At 64.5% G+C, this 16,265-nt stretch carries 15 protein-coding genes; 8 read left to right on the plus strand and 7 right to left on the minus strand.

What is annotated here, in order from left to right:
• Position 1 precedes the first annotated feature (1 nt).
• From GGD67_RS27235 to GGD67_RS27255, 5 genes are all read left to right on the plus strand, one after another.
• Complete coding sequence (locus GGD67_RS27235) at positions 2-1,087, plus strand: ABC transporter ATP-binding protein (RefSeq protein ID WP_179737149.1); 1,086 nt, start codon at positions 2-4, stop codon at positions 1,085-1,087.
• The gene (locus GGD67_RS27240) at positions 1,087-2,061 is read left to right on the plus strand and encodes a carbohydrate ABC transporter permease (RefSeq protein ID WP_018323267.1); all 975 of its coding nucleotides are present in this window, start codon (positions 1,087-1,089) and stop codon (positions 2,059-2,061) included. The genes GGD67_RS27235 and GGD67_RS27240 overlap by 1 nt, the downstream gene beginning before the upstream one ends.
• Positions 2,061-2,867, plus strand: coding sequence for a carbohydrate ABC transporter permease (locus tag GGD67_RS27245; RefSeq protein ID WP_018323268.1), 807 nt, complete (start codon positions 2,061-2,063; stop codon positions 2,865-2,867). Before GGD67_RS27240 ends, GGD67_RS27245 begins: the two co-directional genes overlap by 1 nt.
• Before the next feature lie 69 nt (positions 2,868-2,936).
• Positions 2,937-3,266, plus strand: coding sequence for a DUF2160 domain-containing protein (locus tag GGD67_RS27250; protein WP_018323269.1), 330 nt, complete (start codon positions 2,937-2,939; stop codon positions 3,264-3,266).
• A 130-nt stretch (positions 3,267-3,396) separates the two neighbouring features.
• Entirely contained in the window at positions 3,397-5,139 is a 1,743-nt protein-coding gene (locus tag GGD67_RS27255) for an ABC transporter substrate-binding protein (RefSeq protein WP_026202903.1), read from the plus strand.
• A 208-nt stretch (positions 5,140-5,347) separates the two neighbouring features.
• Here GGD67_RS27255 and GGD67_RS27260 read toward each other — a convergent pair whose 3' ends face one another.
• From GGD67_RS27260 to GGD67_RS27280, 5 genes are all read right to left on the minus strand, one after another.
• Positions 5,348-6,448 carry an alkene reductase gene (locus tag GGD67_RS27260; protein WP_179737151.1) on the minus strand — a complete coding sequence of 367 codons (1,101 nt, stop codon included), beginning with the start codon at positions 6,446-6,448 and terminating at the stop codon, positions 5,348-5,350.
• A gap of 179 nt (positions 6,449-6,627) precedes the next feature.
• Positions 6,628-7,131, minus strand: a complete 504-nt coding sequence (locus GGD67_RS27265; RefSeq protein WP_018323272.1) for a DUF1993 family protein — start codon at positions 7,129-7,131, stop codon at positions 6,628-6,630.
• Positions 7,132-7,417: 286 nt separating this feature from the next.
• Positions 7,418-8,719, minus strand: a complete 1,302-nt coding sequence (locus tag GGD67_RS27270) for a lytic murein transglycosylase (RefSeq protein ID WP_179737153.1) — start codon at positions 8,717-8,719, stop codon at positions 7,418-7,420.
• 116 nt (positions 8,720-8,835) lie between these two features.
• The gene (locus GGD67_RS27275) at positions 8,836-10,776 is read right to left on the minus strand and encodes a glycosyltransferase (RefSeq protein ID WP_179737155.1); all 1,941 of its coding nucleotides are present in this window, start codon (positions 10,774-10,776) and stop codon (positions 8,836-8,838) included.
• On the minus strand, positions 10,773-12,143 hold the full coding sequence (locus tag GGD67_RS27280) for an HlyD family secretion protein (RefSeq protein WP_179737158.1): 1,371 nt from the start codon (positions 12,141-12,143) through the stop codon (positions 10,773-10,775). The genes GGD67_RS27275 and GGD67_RS27280 overlap by 4 nt, the downstream gene beginning before the upstream one ends.
• Positions 12,144-12,426: 283 nt before the next feature.
• Between GGD67_RS27280 and htpX the strand changes: the two genes are divergently transcribed.
• Together htpX and GGD67_RS27290 are read left to right on the plus strand one after the other, a co-directional pair.
• On the plus strand, positions 12,427-13,362 hold the full coding sequence (gene htpX / locus GGD67_RS27285; RefSeq protein WP_179737160.1) for a zinc metalloprotease HtpX: 936 nt from the start codon (positions 12,427-12,429) through the stop codon (positions 13,360-13,362).
• 137 nt (positions 13,363-13,499) lie between these two features.
• Positions 13,500-14,141, plus strand: coding sequence for a tetratricopeptide repeat protein (locus GGD67_RS27290; protein ID WP_179737162.1), 642 nt, complete (start codon positions 13,500-13,502; stop codon positions 14,139-14,141).
• 144 nt (positions 14,142-14,285) lie between these two features.
• On the opposite strand, the gene GGD67_RS27295 is transcribed toward GGD67_RS27290, so the two are convergent.
• Both GGD67_RS27295 and GGD67_RS27300 read right to left on the minus strand, forming a co-directional pair.
• Positions 14,286-14,639 carry a hypothetical protein gene (locus GGD67_RS27295; RefSeq protein ID WP_179737164.1) on the minus strand — a complete coding sequence of 118 codons (354 nt, stop codon included), beginning with the start codon at positions 14,637-14,639 and terminating at the stop codon, positions 14,286-14,288.
• A 175-nt stretch (positions 14,640-14,814) separates the two neighbouring features.
• A complete protein-coding gene (locus tag GGD67_RS27300) occupies positions 14,815-15,615 on the minus strand; it encodes a hypothetical protein (RefSeq protein ID WP_026202904.1) in 801 nt (266 codons plus the stop codon).
• A gap of 231 nt (positions 15,616-15,846) precedes the next feature.
• On the opposite strand from GGD67_RS27300, the gene GGD67_RS27305 reads away from it, so the two are divergent.
• Entirely contained in the window at positions 15,847-16,140 is a 294-nt protein-coding gene (locus GGD67_RS27305) for an antibiotic biosynthesis monooxygenase (protein ID WP_014497428.1), read from the plus strand.
• Positions 16,141-16,265 lie beyond the last annotated feature (125 nt).

Below are 16,265 nucleotides of genomic sequence, written 5' to 3' on the forward strand. Positions count from 1 at the left end.
CATGGCCCGCATTGACCTCGTCGATCTCGCCCACTCCTACGGCGGCAATGATGCGCCGCAGGACAGCTTTGCACTGAAGCCGGTGACCATGACCTGGCGGCAGGGCGGCGCGTATGCGCTGCTTGGTCCGTCCGGCTGCGGCAAGACCACGCTGCTCAACGTCATCTCCGGCATCATCACGCCGTCGCGGGGGCAAATCCTGTTCGACGGCAAGGACATCACACCTCTGTCAACCCAGAAGCGCAATATCGCGCAGGTGTTCCAGTTTCCGGTGATCTACGACACCATGACGGTCGGACAGAATTTGGCGTTTCCGCTGAAAAACCGCGGCGTGCCGAAGGCCGAAATCGACAAGCGCGTCGCCGAGATCGGCCGCCTGCTCGATCTCGAACCCTATCTGAACCGCAAGGCGACGCGGCTCACGGCCGATGCCAAGCAGAAGATCTCGCTCGGCCGCGGTCTGGTGCGTTCCGACGTCGCCGCCGTGCTGTTCGACGAACCGCTGACGGTGATCGATCCCGAGCTGAAATGGCAGCTCCGCTCCAAGCTGAAGGCGTTGCATCGCGAGCTCGACCTCACGATGATCTACGTGACCCACGACCAGACCGAGGCGCTGACCTTCGCCGACACTGTGGTCGTCATGCATGACGGCCGCGTGGTGCAGAGCGGCACCCCGGCCGAGCTGTTTGACAAGCCGGCACACACCTTCGTCGGCTATTTCATCGGCTCGCCCGGCATGAACATCCTGCCGGCCGAGGTGAGGGGACGCGAGGCGCGCATTGGTGGTCACGTCATCGCGCTGAACCGCGCCTACGACAATCTGCCTGCCGGCGCAAAGATCGAGATCGGCGTCCGTCCCGAATTCGTCGAGGTCGTGGCCCCTGCGCCCGGCCTGCTCACGGCGAAGATCGAGCGCCTCGACGATCTCGGCCGCATCCGTTTTGCGCGGGCACGCCTTGGTGACGCCAAGCTCGCGGCGCGCGCGCCGGCGGGCTTCACGAGCGCGGACGGCATGGCCGGACTGAAATTCGATCCGTCCCACGTCCACGTCTATGCCGACAGCCTTCTGGTGGAAGGAGCCGCCTGATGGACAAGACCGTCAACCAAAAAGCCTGGTTCCTGGTGCTGCCGGTGTTCCTGGTCGTCGCCTTCTCGGCGGTGCTGCCGCTGATGACGGTGGTGAACTATTCGATGCAGGACACCTTCGGCAATAACCAGTTCTTCTGGAACGGCGTCGGCTGGTTCAAGGAATTGCTTGATCCCTCGACCGATCTCGGCGGCCGCTTTCTCGCTTCGCTCGGCCGCAACCTGTTCTTCTCGCTGGTGATCCTCGCGATCGAGGTGCCGCTCGGCATCGTCGTCGCGTTGTCGATGCCGCGCGAGGGCTGGACGGTGGCGGCCTGCCTCGTGATCCTCGCGCTGCCGCTGCTAATTCCGTGGAACGTGGTCGGCACGATCTGGCAGATCTTCGGGCGTCCCGACATCGGGCTGCTCGGCTACGTCCTCAACGCCGCGGGCATCGACTACAATTACGTCTCCAACGACATCGACGCCTGGGTCACCGTCATCGTGATGGACGTCTGGCACTGGACCAGCCTCGTCGCGCTGCTCTGCTATGCCGGCCTGAAGTCGATTCCCGAAGCCTATTACCAGGCCGCCCAGATCGACGGTGCCTCGCGCTGGGCCGTGTTCAAGGCAATCCAGCTGCCGAAAATGAACCGCGTCTTGCTGATCGCGGTGCTGCTGCGCTTCATGGATAGCTTCATGATCTACACCGAGCCGTTCGTCGTCACCGGCGGCGGACCCGGCAACTCCACCACCTTCGTGTCGATCGAGCTCGTCAAGATCGCGCTGGGTCAGTTCGACCTCGGCAAGGCCGCGGCGCTGTCGCTGGTCTACAACCTCATCATCCTGATCGTCTGCTGGATCTTCTACACCGTCATGACCAACGCCGGAGTCGAGCGCAAAGTCCAGGCCGAAAGTGAGCCGGCGGCCGAACCGAAGCCTTCGGCGGCGCTCAAGCCCGTGCCGGTGCTCAAGCCAAAGGAAGGAGTGGCGTGATGCATTCGATTCCCGGCCGCCGCCTCATCATGGGGCTGTTCCTGATCTTCCTGCTGCTGCCGATCTACTGGCTCGTCAACATGAGCTTCAAGACCAACAGCGAGATCGTCTCGACGATGACGCTATGGCCGCACACGCCGACGCTGCAGCACTACAAGCGCATCTTCACCGATGAGAGCTGGTATTCCGGTTACATCAACTCGCTTGAATATGTCGTTCTCAACACCATCATCTCGATCTCGGTGGCGCTGCCGGCGGCCTATGCGTTCTCGCGCTACCGTTTCCTCGGCGACAAGCATCTGTTCTTCTGGCTGTTGTCGAACCGCATGGCGCCGGCCGCGGTCTACGCGCTGCCCTTCTTCAATCTCTATTCGGCGATCGGCCTGTTCGATACGCCCTGGGCGGTCGCGCTCGCGCACTGCATCTTCAACGTTCCGCTGGCGGTGTGGATCCTCGAAGGCTTCGTTTCCGGCGTGCCGCGCGAGATCGACGAGACTGCCTTCCTCGACGGCTATTCCTTCCCGCGCTTCTTCATCAAGATCCTGGTGCCGTTGATCGCGAGCGGCATCGGCGTCGCCGCCTTCTTCTGCTTCATGTTCTCCTGGGTCGAGCTCCTGCTCGCGCGCACGCTGACCTCGGTGTCGGCCAAGCCGATCGCGGCGATCATGACGCGCACGGTGTCGGCGTCGGGCATGGATTGGGGCCTCTTGGCAGCCGCCGGCGTGCTCACCATCATCCCGGGCGCGCTCGTGATCTGGTTCGTCCGCAACTACATCGCGAGCGGTTTCGCGCTCGGTCGCGTGTAAGGAGAGCGCGCATGATCCCGAAAAGTGGAAACCGGTTTTCGGACCAGATCATGCGCAAGGAGTAAGAGCATGGAATCCATCGCATGGATGGCCTGGACGCTGCCGACGGCGATCTTCTTCGCCGCGCTCGCCTGCACGCTCGCCGTGATGACGTGGCTTGCGGCGGTCTATCCCGAAGCCGAGCGGGTCGGTGTGCTCCGAATTCCGACCACGCGCGGCGATCGCCTGTTCATCTCGCTGATATCGGCGGCGGTCATCCACCTTCTCTGGATCGGCTTCTTCGGCACCGATGCGATCGCAACGCTGCCGATCGGCGAGGAGGGCGTTGAAATCTCGCGCCTGTGGCTCGCAAGTGGAATTTCGCTGGTCACGGCCGTGCTCATTTTTCGCACGGTCTGAAGCTCGCGAAGGGACGGCCAGATCCGGGGGCAATCCGGGTCTGTATAAAAGTTTGTCGCTGCAACGGAGGAACAACATGCGACAGTTTAGGAGAAGGAAAGGTCCATTGGCCAAGAATAGTTTTCTGACCATGTCCAGCGCCGCCGCCATCATTGCGGTGTCGTTCGCCGTCTCGGCGCCGGTCCGCGCCGCCGACGACGCCGTGATCCAGAAGTGGATCGCGGAATTCACGCCCTCGACGCTGTCGAAGGAAGACCAGAAGAAGGAGCTGGAGTGGTTCGCCAAGGCCGCCGAGCCCTTCAAGGGCATGGAGATCAACGTCGTCTCCGAGACCATCACGACCCACGAATATGAGTCGCAGACGCTGGCCAAGGCGTTCTCCGAGCTCACCGGCATCAAGCTGAAGCACGACCTCATCCAGGAAGGTGACGTCGTCGAGAAGCTGCAGACCCAGATGCAGTCCGGCAAGAACGTCTATGACGGCTGGATCAACGATTCCGACCTGATCGGCACGCATTTCCGCTACGGCCAGACCGTCGTGCTGTCGGACTACATGACCGGCGAGGGCAAGGACGTCACCGATCCCATGCTCGACGTCAACGACTTCATCGGCAAGTCATTCACCACGGGGCCGGACGGCAAGCTTTATCAGCTGCCCGACCAGCAGTTCGCCAACCTCTATTGGTTCCGCTACGACTGGTTCACCAACGCCGACTACAAGGCCAAGTTCAAGGCCAAGTATGGCTACGAGCTCGGCGTGCCCGTGAACTGGTCCGCCTATGAAGACATCGCCGAGTTCTTCACCAACGACATCAAGGAGATCAACGGCGTCAAGGTCTACGGCCATATGGACTATGGCAAGAAGGACCCCTCGCTCGGATGGCGTTTCACCGACGCCTGGCTGTCGATGGCCGGCAACGGTGACAAGGGCATTCCGAACGGCCTGCCGGTCGACGAATGGGGCATCCGGATGGAAGGCTGCCGTCCGGTCGGCTCCTCGGTGGAGCGTGGTGGCGACACCAACGGTCCGGCCGCGGTCTACTCGATCACCAAGTATCTCGAGTGGCTGAAGAAGTACGCACCGCCGCAGGCGCAGGGCATGACGTTCTCCGAAGCAGGCCCGGTGCCGGCGCAGGGTAACATCGCCCAGCAGATGTTCTGGTACACCGCTTTCACCGCCGACATGGTGAAGCCGGGCATCGCCGTGATGAACGCGGACGGTACGCCGAAATGGCGTATGGCTCCCTCGCCGCACGGTTCGTACTGGAAAGAAGGCATGAAGCTCGGCTACCAGGACGCCGGCTCCGTGACGCTGCTGAAGTCGACCCCGGCGGATCGCCGCAAGGCGGCCTGGCTCTATCTCCAGTTCATCATCTCGAAGTCGGTGAGCTTGAAGAAGAGCCATGTCGGTCTCACCTTCATCCGTGAATCCGACATCTGGGACAAGTCGTTCACCGAGCGGGCGCCGAAGCTCGGCGGCCTGATCGAGTTCTACCGCTCGCCCGCGCGCGTGCAGTGGACCCCGACCGGCAACAACGTGCCCGACTATCCGAAGCTCGCGCAGCTGTGGTGGCAGAACATCGGCGACGCCTCGTCCGGTGCGAAGACCCCGCAGCAGGCGATGGACGCGCTGGCCGCCGCTCAGGACTCCGTCATGGAGCGCCTGGAGAAGTCCGGCGTGCAGGGCGCCTGCGGTCCCAAGCTGCACAAGAAGGAGACGGCCGAATACTGGTTCGCCAAGGCCCAGAAGGACGGCACGATTGCTCCGCAGCGCAAGCTCGCCAACGAGAAGCCGAAGGGCGAGACCGTCGACTACGACACCCTGATCAAGTCGTGGCCGGCAACCCCGCCCAAGCGCGCGGAAGCGAAGTAAGGCAAGGTCTCACAAGGACGAAAGGCCGGGAGCAATCCCGGCCTTTTTGTTTTGCGCTTGTGGCACCAGCGCGTCTTACACACTGGGTGTCATCGCCCGCGAAGGCGGGCAATCCAGTATTCCGAGACGGTCGCGATTGAACCGAGAGGCCGCGGCGTACTGGATGCCCCGCTTTCGCGGGGCATGACAGCTGTCGTGTGGTTGGTCGTTACTCCGCCGGCTCGGCCGCGAGCGTCGGATAGTCCGTATAACCCTTCGCACCGCCGCCGTAGAACGTGGTCTTGTCCCAGTCGTTCAGCGTTGCGCCCTGCTTCAGCCGCTCGACGAGGTCGGGGTTGGAGATGAACGGCTTGCCGAAGGCGATGAGGTCGGCCGCATTGGTGTCCAGCACCTTGGTGGCGAGATCGAAATCGTAGCCGTTATTGGCGACATAGGCGCCGGCAAAGCGCTTGCGCAAGGATGCATAATCAAACGGCGCGATGTCGCGCGGGCCGCCGGTGGCGCCTTCGACGACGTGGAGATAGACCAGCTTCAGCGCGCTGAGGCCGTCGACGATATGGTCGTACAGGGCCTGCGGGTTGGAATCCGAGATATCGTTGGCCGGCGTCACCGGCGAGATGCGGATGCCGGTACGGTCGGCGCCGGCCTCGGCCACGACGGCCCTGGACACCTCCAGCATCAGCCGCGCGCGGTTCTCGATCGAGCCACCATAGGCATCGGTGCGCGTGTTGGCGCCGTCCTTGGCGAACTGCTCAAGCAAATAGCCGTTGGCGCCGTGAATCTCGACGCCGTCGAATCCGGCCTCCAGCGCGTTCTTCGTGGCGCGCTTGAAATCGTCGATAATCCCGGGGATTTCGGAGAGCTCGAGCGCGCGCGGCTCGGAGACGTCGGCGAAGCCGCCGTTCACGAAGGTCTTGCCCTTGGCGCGGATCGCGCTCGACGCCACCGGGGCTGCGCGACCCGCCTGCAGGTCGACATGCGAGATGCGGCCGACATGCCAGAGCTGGATGAAGATCTTGCCGCCGCGCTCGTGCACCTTGTCGGTAACCTTGCGCCAGCCGGCGACCTGGTCCTTGCTGTAGATGCCGGGCGTGTCCTGGTAGCCTTGGCCCTGCTGCGAGATCTGGCTCGCTTCGGTGATCAGGAGCCCTGCGGAGGCGCGCTGGCCATAATAATCGGCGGCGAGCGCGCCAGGCACGAACGTGCCGGGCACGGCACGGTTGCGCGTCAGCGGCGCCATGACCAGGCGGTTGGCCAGCGTGATCGGGCCGAGCTTGTAGGTCTCAAACAGTTTGGTCGAACGGCTCATGGGGAGTGCTTCCAGGGGTGTGAGGTCCCGAACACTTGTGCATCGCGACATCGGGCGCAAGGGAGAAGCCATACGGAAAGTGCAGGCGAGCTACGCGGCGGGGCCCGCGTAGCATAATTCATGTGCGATTTTGGCCGTGACAGTGGATTACGACTGCCACGGCCGTGCGATTTCGCAAATCAGTTCGCCCCCATAAAATCCCGCTTGCCGATCTCGACGCCGTTGTGGCGCAAAATGCCGTGGGCGGTCGTGGCGTGGAAATAGAAGTTCGGCAGCGAGAACGCGCTCAGGAATTGCTGGCCCTTCATGGTGATGGATTTGTCGGGGCCGGCGGGGAAGGTGACGTCTTTGGTCTCGGCACCTTCGAACTGCTCGGGCTTGAACGACTTCACATAGTCGATGGTCTTGGCCAGCCGCTGCTTCAGCTCTGCGAAGGTCGTCTCGGTGTCAGGCGTGGAGGGCACCTCGCTATGAGTCAGCCGGGCGCAACCCTTGGCGGCGAAATCGCTGACGAGCTGGACCTGCTTCGACAGCGGCAGCATGTCCGGGAAGAGGCGGGAGCCGAGCAGCACGCTCGGGTCGATCTTCTTGGCCGCGCAATGCGCCTCGGCTTTGGTGAGCAGGCCGGTCACGCTGTTCAGCATTTGCAAATAGGCGGGGACGACGGCGTCGTAGAAGGACATGTGATGCTCGCTTGTGAATGGGAAATCTCAGGAAAAAACCTGAGCTACTCACATGGGAGGCTCACGGAAAAATACAATCGCGGGAAGCTGCTTGTGCAGTGCGAAAATTCTACCGCGCCACTCCCCCGCGGTCGTTGCTACACCCTCCGCTCTCATAGCCAATCCTCGGCTGTCATCGCCCGGCTTGACCGGGCGATCCAGTACTCCGAGACGGCGGTGATTGAACCGAGAAGCTGCGGCGTACTGGATTCCCCGCCTTCGCGGGGAATGACTACGGATAGATCAGTTAACGCAACGTCCCCGCCGGCTGGGCCTGCGCCGTGGCGCCGCGCATGCGCGCCAGCAGCTCGGCGGTCGGCCAGGAATCGGCCGGCAGGCCGTGCTTGATCTGCATCGCCTTGACGGCCGCGCGGCTCTGCTGGCCCAGCACGCCGTCGACCTTGCCGACATTGAAGCCCGCACGCACGAGCAGTTGCTGCAGTTCCTTGAGCTCGTTGAACGGCAGCTGCGCCACCGGCGCCGACGGCTTGCGCATCGGTGCGGCACCTGCAATGCGCGAGGCGAGATAGCCCGCGGTGGTCGAGTAGATCAACGAGTTGTTCCACTCGGTGTAGGCCGCGAAATTCGGGTACGCCATGAAGGCCGGACCATTGCGTCCCATCGGCAGCAGCACCGAGGCCGCGAGATTGTCATTCGGCAGCGGCCGGCCGTCGGGATAGGTGACGCCAACCTGCGCCCATGTCGAGCGCGGCTCTCGCACCGTGAGATCGGTCTTATCCCATGGCAGGTTTTGCGGCACCTTGATCTCTTCCAGCCACGGCTCGCCGCGCCGCCACTTCAGGCCGTTGGCGATGTAGTTCGCGGTCGAGCCGATCACGTCGGCTGGCGACCGCAACAGGTCGCGCCGTCCGTCGCCGTCATAGTCGACGGCGTAGTTGACGTAATGCACAGGCAGGAACTGGGTCTGGCCGAGCTCGCCGGCCCAGGAGCCGATCATCTCGTCGGGATGCAGATCGCCGCGGTCGATGATCTTCAGCGCGGCGATGGTCTCGCCCACGAACATCTCCGAGCGACGGCAGTCATAGGCCAGCGACACCAGCGATTTCAGCGTCGGCAGATTTCCCATGTTGGCGCCGAAGTCGCTCTCCAGCCCCCAGAACGCGGCGATCACCGCCGGCGGCACGCCATATTCCTTTTCGGCTCGTGCGAACGCGGCAGCGTATTGCTTGATGTGCTGCTGCCCGTTCTGCATGCGATAGGGCGCCGCCATGCGGCCGGCGAATTCGGTGAAGAGCTGGCCGAAAACGCGCTGGCCGCGGTCGCGGTTGACGATGCCCTGGTCGTAGACGAGGTAGGGCGAAGCCTCCGCGATCGTCCGCTGCGATACGCCGGCGGCCACAGCCTGTTGCTTCACGTCGGCGAGGAAGCGATCGAAGCTCGCACCGTTATGGCAGGACGCCGCACGCGGCGAGGCTGCGGTGGTCCTGGGTGCCACGGGCTTGGCGGGCGGCGGCGCGAACTGGGCGGAGGCGGTGGCGGAGCATGCGAGGAGCGCGACGGCCGCGATTAGAAATCGGGTCTGGACCATAGGGGTTCCGGCGGGGAAGGGGCAGGCGTGGATTCGCCCGAAGTTTAGGTGAAGTGATGGCCTCAGGCCATCCCTTCCGTGCCATGCCAGCATATGGGATGCGAGTGGATGCCGGTCTAGCCGAACAGCCGCATCAGCAGCGCTTTCCCGACCGGGAGCGCCCTGACGCCCTGATAGGCGCGAACATACTCGCCGGCATAGAACGCCCTGATCGCATGCACGCGTGTATCCATGCCTTCCTCGAAACGCACCGCGAATCCATCCGCGGTCTGCCGCACCACGACCGCGGCGATCGGGCGGCCATAAATCCGGCATTCGATCGCGCTGCCGGGGTGCGGCGGATCGGGATCGATCAGGCGGGCGCCGGTGATCGAGATGTCGGCGAGCCGCGCGAGATGCGACTTGCCGTGCTGGCGCAGCAGCACCGTCTCGTTGCGATCGAAACGCTCCGCCTTGCGCTTGCGCGGTTGCTCGATGCAGACGAAGCAGACCACGGTGAGGATGAACGCGTTGTAGAGGCTCCAGGCCAGGGCCAGCCCGCCGTAGGCGATGTTCTCGCCGCGCAGGTGCAGGATGAAGGCATAGGCGATGGCCGCGAGCGTGACGAGAAGCGCGGTGCCATAGAGCCGCAGCAGCGGCCATTCGACAAATCTCCTGTCCCGGTCCCCGCCTTTCGCCGTGACCTTGAACTTGTGTCCTTTCGGCTTCAGCAGACCGGTTGCCACCGCCTTCAGCACTGCGGGCGCGGCGATGAGTTGCGACACGTCCGTCATCATGGCCAGCGAACGGCCGTGCGACAGCCAGGCCATGCTGAGGCTGTGCCAGACATAGAACGGCAGAAAGAACCGCAGCAGCTCGCTCAGGTCGGCCCGGACCGCCTTGATGCCGAACAGCAGGAACAGCCAGGGCACCACGAGGCCCGCCACCTTCGACGTGTAGACCGCGGACCAGCTCATGAAAGCATCGACCAGCGAGAGCCGGTCGATGAAGGAAAGCTTCGAGTCGCGCGAGAGCGGTCCGCTGCGGCCGCGCACGATTTGCATCAAGCCGAGGCACCAGCGCGCGCGCTGGGTGATGTATTCCTTCAACCCTTCCGGCGCGAGCCCGATCGTCAGCCGCTCGTTGAGATAGATCGTGTTGAGGCCGCGTTCCTTCAGGCGAAGCGTGACGAGATAGTCTTCCGTGACGGAATCGGTCGGAAACCCGCCGATCCGCACCAGTCCGTCGTAGCGAATGAGCGATGAGGTGCCGCAGCAGAATGCAACGCCCCAGGCGTCCTTCGCCGGCAGCAGGATGTCGAAGAAGAAGCGTTGCTCGTCCGGCCAAACGTCGGTTGCAGCAAGGTTGCTCTGGATCGGGTCGGGATTGATGAAGTGCTGCGGCGTCTGGACCACCCCGACCGAAGCATCGTCCATGAGCGAGATGGTCCGCGCCAGGAAGTCGGGCCGCGGCACGAAGTCCGCATCGAGGATGGCCACGAAGTGCGGCGGCTTCGGCATCGCACCGACATGCCGGAGCGCATGATTGATATTGCCGGCCTTGGCGTGATGGTTGTCGGGACGCGTGAGATAATGGCAGCCGAGTTCACCCGAAAGGCGCCGCAGCCAGGGGCGTCGGCCGTCGTCGAGCACCCAGACGCGGTAATTGCCGTACGCCATGCCGGTCGCGCCGATGATCGTGCGCTCGAGGATCGATCGTTCCTCGTTGTAGGTGCAGATGAAGACGTCGATCAGCGGCGCGCCGGGATCGAAGGCGCGGCTGTCGATCCTGGCTGATCTGGAACGATCGATTGTTCGGCTCAGGAACAGCAGAGACAAACTGACCGCGACGAGCGAGGCCGCTTCCAGCAGCATGAAAGGATAGCCGACCGCGGCATCCGCGGTCAGATGCGGCGGCGGGAGAGTCGCTGTGACGCGCCAATGGAGATAGCGGAGCAGGAAAACGAGTGACACGATGGCCAGGAACGAGCGTGCCATCGTGCTGTCGCGCCTGAGCAGCGGCACGATCGCCATGAAGGCGCCGAGCGCAATCAGGCCGGGCGTCAGCGCCGTCGTCACGGCGCGGTCTCTTGCCTTGCAAACACCACGCGGCCGGTGCGTCCCACCGTGCAGGCGTGGGCAGCGCCATCACCGAGCGCAACGGTCACGCGATAGGGCTCCTTGCTCAGCGCGTCGGGATTGATGGCGAGATTGGCGGGCGCGCCGGCGGCGCCGGTCAGGTTGACCACGGTGCCGGAGATCGGCGCACCACCGTCGTTCGGCTCGAAGGTCGCGTGGTCGCCGAGCTGCAAACGGTTGTAGACGTTCTCGGTGACGTTCGCGGTGATGACGGCGCTGCTGCAATCGAGCACCTTGAGCAGCGGTTGGCCGGCTTGCACGTCCTCGCCCGGCGAGGTCATCATCTCCCAGACGCGCCCTGCGACGGGCGTCGTGATGTTGGCTTCGGACAGATCGGCGAAGCGAACCTCTTCGGTGATGATCTCGCTGGCGAGCCAGGCGATCTCGGTGTCGATGCGTGCGAGGTCGGCGTCGAGGTCGCCGGCACGCTGGCGCATCTCTTCCTCGCGCTGCACCGAGCTTGGCCGGTCGTTGTAGCTGTCGCCGAGGAAGGAGCCGTTCCGTGCCGCGGCAAGCTCGACCATGGCCGCGTCCAGCCGCTTGCGCGCACCGAGCTCGATCTGCTGCGACACGGAGAGCTCGCGCGTCAGCCGTGCCAGCTCGACGGTCGAGACGTTGCCGGATTTCGCCAGCGAGGAAGCCCGGTCGACCGCGGCACTGGCTTCCTCCCGCCGCGCTGCCGCGGCCTCGATCGAGGTCTGGATCTCGGCGATCCGGGCCTCGAGCTGGAGCACGCGCCCGTCGCGGAATTGCGTCGCCTGTCGCGCCAGGTCTTTTTGCGCGGCCTGGGCCGAGGCAAGCTTGGCGGCAAGGCTCGGCCGCTCGTTCTCCAGGCGCGATTTCTGCCGCCGGAGATCGTCGAGCCGGGTGCGATCGCCGCGCGGGTTGACCACGCGCAGGACCACGGTCCCGGCGTCGAGCCTGGCCTGGTCGGTCAAGCGCTGCGCGGCTGCCACACGGCCGCCGATCGGCGTGCGCAAGGTAACGAGGCGGGAATTCAATACGGCCTCGACGCTTGAATACTCCCAGACCGCGCGCAGCGGCAGCCAGCCGAAAATGGCGATGAGCGCAAGTCCGATCGCGATCTTCGCGCCGCGCCTCAGACGTGGCCAGCGCCGCTGCGATTCCGGCTCTGTCTTCGCATCGGGCGCGGGGCCGGGCTCGTCATTGGCGAACATCTGCTCGTACAGCGCCTCCTGCAATCCCTTCGCGTCAGTCCTCGCGTCGATCTTGGCGTCGATCTTGGCGTCGTGAGGGGAGGGAGCAGATGCGGGATCGAGGGAGGCGGCGCTCGAGCGGTCCATCATGACGGTCACCTTGCTGACGGGGTGCCAACGGAACCGGTCAATGCGCCGCGACCGCGCGGCGTGCCCGGTTACCACGAATTAAGCCGCGATTGCGCTTTCCAGGTTGCTAAACGTCCGCGCGTGTTTTTGCGCAAATCCCGCTCAAGCTTTAGCGGCGCGGGAAAGGCTGACGCCGCGATGGAATGTGCGGCCCGGCGACGCACGAACCTTGCGGTCGCAGGCAGCCTTCATACCTCCGAGGTGCCGGCCAGAGGTTCGCCCGCGGCCGCCTTGGGAGACGGCCATGAACTATTTTCGTACCGCAATGCTACTCGCAGGCCTCACCGCCCTGTTCATGGGCGTCGGCTATCTGATCGGCGGCGCCTCCGGCGCCATGATCGCGCTCGTTATTGCCGCCGCGACCAATCTCTTCACCTACTGGAACTCCGACCGCATGGTGCTCTCGATGTACGGCGCCCATGAGGTCGATCGTTCGACCGCACCGGAGCTGGTCGGGCTGGTCGCGGATCTTGCGGGCCGGGCAGGCTTGCCGATGCCGCGCGTGTTCCTGATGGATGAGGTGCAGCCCAACGCGTTCGCGACCGGGCGCAATCCGGAAAACGCCGCCGTCGCCGTCACCACCGGCCTGATGGGCCAGCTCAGCCGCGAGGAGCTCGCCGGCGTGATCGCGCACGAGCTCGCCCATATCAAGAATCACGACACGCTGCTGATGACGATCACTGCGACCATCGCCGGCGCGATCTCCATGCTGGCGCAGTTCGGCATGTTCTTCGGCGGCAACCGCGAGAACAACAATGGTCTCGGCGTCGTCGGCTCGATCCTGATGATGATCCTCGCCCCGCTCGGCGCCATGCTGGTGCAGATGGCGATCAGCCGCACTCGCGAATATGCCGCGGACAATCTCGGTGCGCGCATCGCGGGGCAGCCGATGTGGCTGGCCTCCGCGCTGGTGAAGATCGAGGGCGCCGCGCATCAGGTGCCGAACTATGAGGCCGAGCGAAACCCCGCGACCGCGCACATGTTCATCATCAATCCGCTGTCGGGCCATGGCGTGGACAATCTGTTCGCCACCCATCCCTCGACGCAGAATCGCATTGCGGCGCTTCAGCAACTCGCGGCCGAGCTCGGCACGCGGCCGGCGCCGTCGGTCGGCGCCAACGAGAACTATCCGCCGCGCGGCCCATGGGGGCGCTCGTCCTCGCGTGGTCCCTGGGGCTGAGATGGAACCTGCGGCAATTTGCGGTCGGCTTTGTGACCTGGCGCACACAGGATGGTTCGAGCCGGTGCTAAGACCCCGGCGAGACACTTCCTTCGAAAGGGGATGCGTGACCGGCCCGCTGCCGGCCACCGTCGAAGATGACCAGAGCTGCCGTACCATTGCTGATCGTCCTGTGCGTGCTCGTCGGCCTGTCCACGCACATGGTCGTCAATTGCGGCGACGAGGACGATCCCGACATCTGCTCCGCCGTGATCGGCTTCTCGCCGCTGCGCGGATCGCTGATCGCCTTTGCCTATGAGGGGCGCGGACGGATCGCGCTGCGCCACGGCGACTTCAGGCGGGCGGTCGCCGATTTCGACGAGGCCATTCACCTCAATCCCAACCGCGCCTCGCTCTATCGCGACCGCGCGCTCGCGCGCCGTCAGAACGGCGACCTCGAACTCGCCATCGCCGACTATGACGAGGCGATCGCGCATGATCCCAAGCGCGCCGAGCCCTATCACCAACGCGGTCTCGCGCTCGCCGCCACCGGCGATCTCGACCGCGCGATTCTGAGCTACAACACGGCGGTTCGCCTCGACCCCTCGGATGCGCAGGCCCGCCTCGACCGTGGCCTGGCGTTCCTCGCCCGCGGCCAGGCCGACGATGCGCGCGCCGATTTCGAGGCGGCGCTGGCGCTGCCCGCCGGCAAGGACGGTCGCACCCGCGAAGCCGCGCGCGCCAGGCTCGCTGAGCTCGCCAGCGCCGAGCCGACGCAGGTGTCAGTGCCGAGGCAGTGAGGGGGCTCTATCCACCGAATCCTGGAATCGCAGGGTGGGCAAAGGCGCCCTTGCGCCGTGCCCACGATCTCTACAATACGGCAACAGACGCGTGGGCTTGCCTACCCTTGGCGCTGATTGTGCGGAGAGATACTTCTCGTCCGCCTACTTCGCCTTCTTGGCTTTGGCCTTCTTCGCCTTCGCGGCCTTCGCCGGCTTCTCTTTCTTCGCCTTCTTCTCGACCTTCGCCGCCACCGGGGTACTGGCGGCAAGCCGCATTGACCGCGCGTAGCTGTCGGCGACGTTGTCGGCGGACATTTGCAGGCGCTTGGCGGCGGCGGTGGCCTGCTCCATGGTGGCCTTGGCCATCATCTTGAAGCGGTCGCCGGTCTCCTTGCCCTTGGCCTTGGCCGCCAGGCCGTTGAAGCGATCCCGCCGCTCCTTGGCGCGGGTCATCAGGCCCGTATGCAGCTGTCTGGCCAGTTGCCGGATCACGACATCCAGGTCGGCGTCCGCCATGTTGTTCTATCCTCTTCGAAAATGGGTCTCGATGCGGGCGGGACTATGCAGATCGGGCCCCGCCTTGGCAATTCCCGCCTGGGCGTCATCCGCAGCTTCCCGCCTGCAAAACAAAAAAGCCGCGCATTTCGCGCGGCTCTTTGGTTGATCTGGCTGAGGCAGCTCGACGTTCGCCTCACTTCAGCGAGGCGACCGGGCCGTTTGCCGCCGCCGGCTCCGGGTCGAAGCCGAACACGCCGACCAGGTATTTGTAATAGTCCGGCATCTTCTCCTTGAGCGTCTCGCGCGACTTCGGATCGTGGAATTCGCTCTTTCCGGCCAGGAAGATGCTGGCGGTCACGGCAAAGAACTCCATGGGGTTCTTCAACGCATAGGATTCCTTGGGCAGCAAGTCCTTGGACTTGGCAAGGGCGAAATAGGCGATCACGCCCTTGTTGGCGTAGCCGTCCGGCAACAGCCGCGCGTGGTAGGCGTGCAGCAGCTCGTGCAGCAGCACCGCTTCCTTTTCGTAGCGCATCATGTCCGGCCGCAGCATGATCACGCCGAGGCCCGAATCGACCGCGAGGTCGACGGCGTTCGGATTGGTCCAGCGCTGCTTGTCGTGGTCCCAGACCGTCAGCGTCCGCGGCACGCGGCGTTCGACGTTGGGAGCGACGCGGCCGTAGCAGGCGGTGGCGGCACCTTCGTCGAGGCAGGCGAGCTCGCTGGCGATGATCGGCACGGTGCGGAAGAAGCGCAGCACGCGCGGCGACAGGCCGGCCGCCTCGACCGCGTCGATCTGGCTCTTCAGATTGTCGGTGAGCTTGTCGACATCCTTGCGGTCGGAATTCTCCGACAGGTCGAACATGTAGCCGCGATAGCTCTGGAAGCCCGGCGGCAGCGACTGCGCTGCATCGGCATCGAGCGATCCGGCTTGGGATGGATTGGCGAAGAGCGCGCCGACAATGGTTGCGGTCAGCAGCAACGCAATGCGCATGATGAACCCCCTGATGTCACTTCGCCCGGCAGAATAGGCCACCGTTGTTTGCGAAAGGTGAGTGGGGCAAGACTAAGGCAGCGATGTTGAGGCGTGCTTAACCGTTGGTTGCAGATCGCTGCGGCAGATTAGTGCGGGGTTAACCAAGCGTGGATTGGCGGCGAGCTTCGGCGTAACATCGGCTCCGGGCACAGAGCCCAAAAGTCCAGACAGCCGGAAGGGGAGGATGCCATGTATGCCGCCATCCGTCAGGCCAAGGCGAAAAGTGGGAGCGCGGAAGAGCTGGCGCGCCGCATCAAGGACGGCGCCGTTCCGATCATCAGCGACGTCGACGGTTTCCGTGCCTATTACGTCGTCTATGCCGGCGACGATACCGTGACCGCGATCTCGATCTTCGACAAGTTCGAGCAGGCGGAGGAGGCGAACCGGCGGGCGATCGCCTGGATCGAGAAGGATCTCGGGCCGTTGCTTGCCGGCCATGCGAGCGCGGCTGCGGGGCCGGTGATCGTGCATACGCTGGCGTAGATCGGCAGTGCTTCGCCTCTCCCCGCGTGCGGCAGGGCTATCGCATATGGCTGAGGGTGGCCAAGAGGAATGCGTTGTCCCAGCCAGCGCGCTTGATTTTACGCCGGAGGGAAGCGCGATCCGGG

Source organism: Bradyrhizobium sp. IAR9, from assembly GCF_013408065.1.
Lineage (GTDB): Bacteria > Pseudomonadota > Alphaproteobacteria > Rhizobiales > Xanthobacteraceae > Bradyrhizobium.

Excerpts from the sequence above, each read along its gene's own strand:
- GGD67_RS27235 (WP_179737149.1), top strand. The coding sequence starts at position 2 with ATGGCCCGCATTGACCTCGTCGATCTCGCCCACTCCTACGGCGGCAAT.
- GGD67_RS27240 (WP_018323267.1), top strand. The coding sequence starts at position 1,087 with ATGGACAAGACCGTCAACCAAAAAGCCTGGTTCCTGGTGCTGCCGGTG.
- GGD67_RS27245 (WP_018323268.1), top strand. The coding sequence starts at position 2,061 with ATGCATTCGATTCCCGGCCGCCGCCTCATCATGGGGCTGTTCCTGATC.
- GGD67_RS27250 (WP_018323269.1), top strand. The coding sequence starts at position 2,937 with ATGGAATCCATCGCATGGATGGCCTGGACGCTGCCGACGGCGATCTTC.
- GGD67_RS27255 (WP_026202903.1), top strand. The coding sequence starts at position 3,397 with ATGTCCAGCGCCGCCGCCATCATTGCGGTGTCGTTCGCCGTCTCGGCG.
- GGD67_RS27260 (WP_179737151.1), bottom strand. The coding sequence starts at position 6,448 with ATGAGCCGTTCGACCAAACTGTTTGAGACCTACAAGCTCGGCCCGATC.
- GGD67_RS27265 (WP_018323272.1), bottom strand. The coding sequence starts at position 7,131 with ATGTCCTTCTACGACGCCGTCGTCCCCGCCTATTTGCAAATGCTGAAC.
- GGD67_RS27270 (WP_179737153.1), bottom strand. The coding sequence starts at position 8,719 with ATGGTCCAGACCCGATTTCTAATCGCGGCCGTCGCGCTCCTCGCATGC.
- GGD67_RS27280 (WP_179737158.1), bottom strand. The coding sequence starts at position 12,143 with ATGATGGACCGCTCGAGCGCCGCCTCCCTCGATCCCGCATCTGCTCCC.
- htpX (WP_179737160.1), top strand. The coding sequence starts at position 12,427 with ATGAACTATTTTCGTACCGCAATGCTACTCGCAGGCCTCACCGCCCTG.
- GGD67_RS27290 (WP_179737162.1), top strand. The coding sequence starts at position 13,500 with ATGACCAGAGCTGCCGTACCATTGCTGATCGTCCTGTGCGTGCTCGTC.
- GGD67_RS27295 (WP_179737164.1), bottom strand. The coding sequence starts at position 14,639 with ATGGCGGACGCCGACCTGGATGTCGTGATCCGGCAACTGGCCAGACAG.
- GGD67_RS27300 (WP_026202904.1), bottom strand. The coding sequence starts at position 15,615 with ATGCGCATTGCGTTGCTGCTGACCGCAACCATTGTCGGCGCGCTCTTC.
- GGD67_RS27305 (WP_014497428.1), top strand. The coding sequence starts at position 15,847 with ATGTATGCCGCCATCCGTCAGGCCAAGGCGAAAAGTGGGAGCGCGGAA.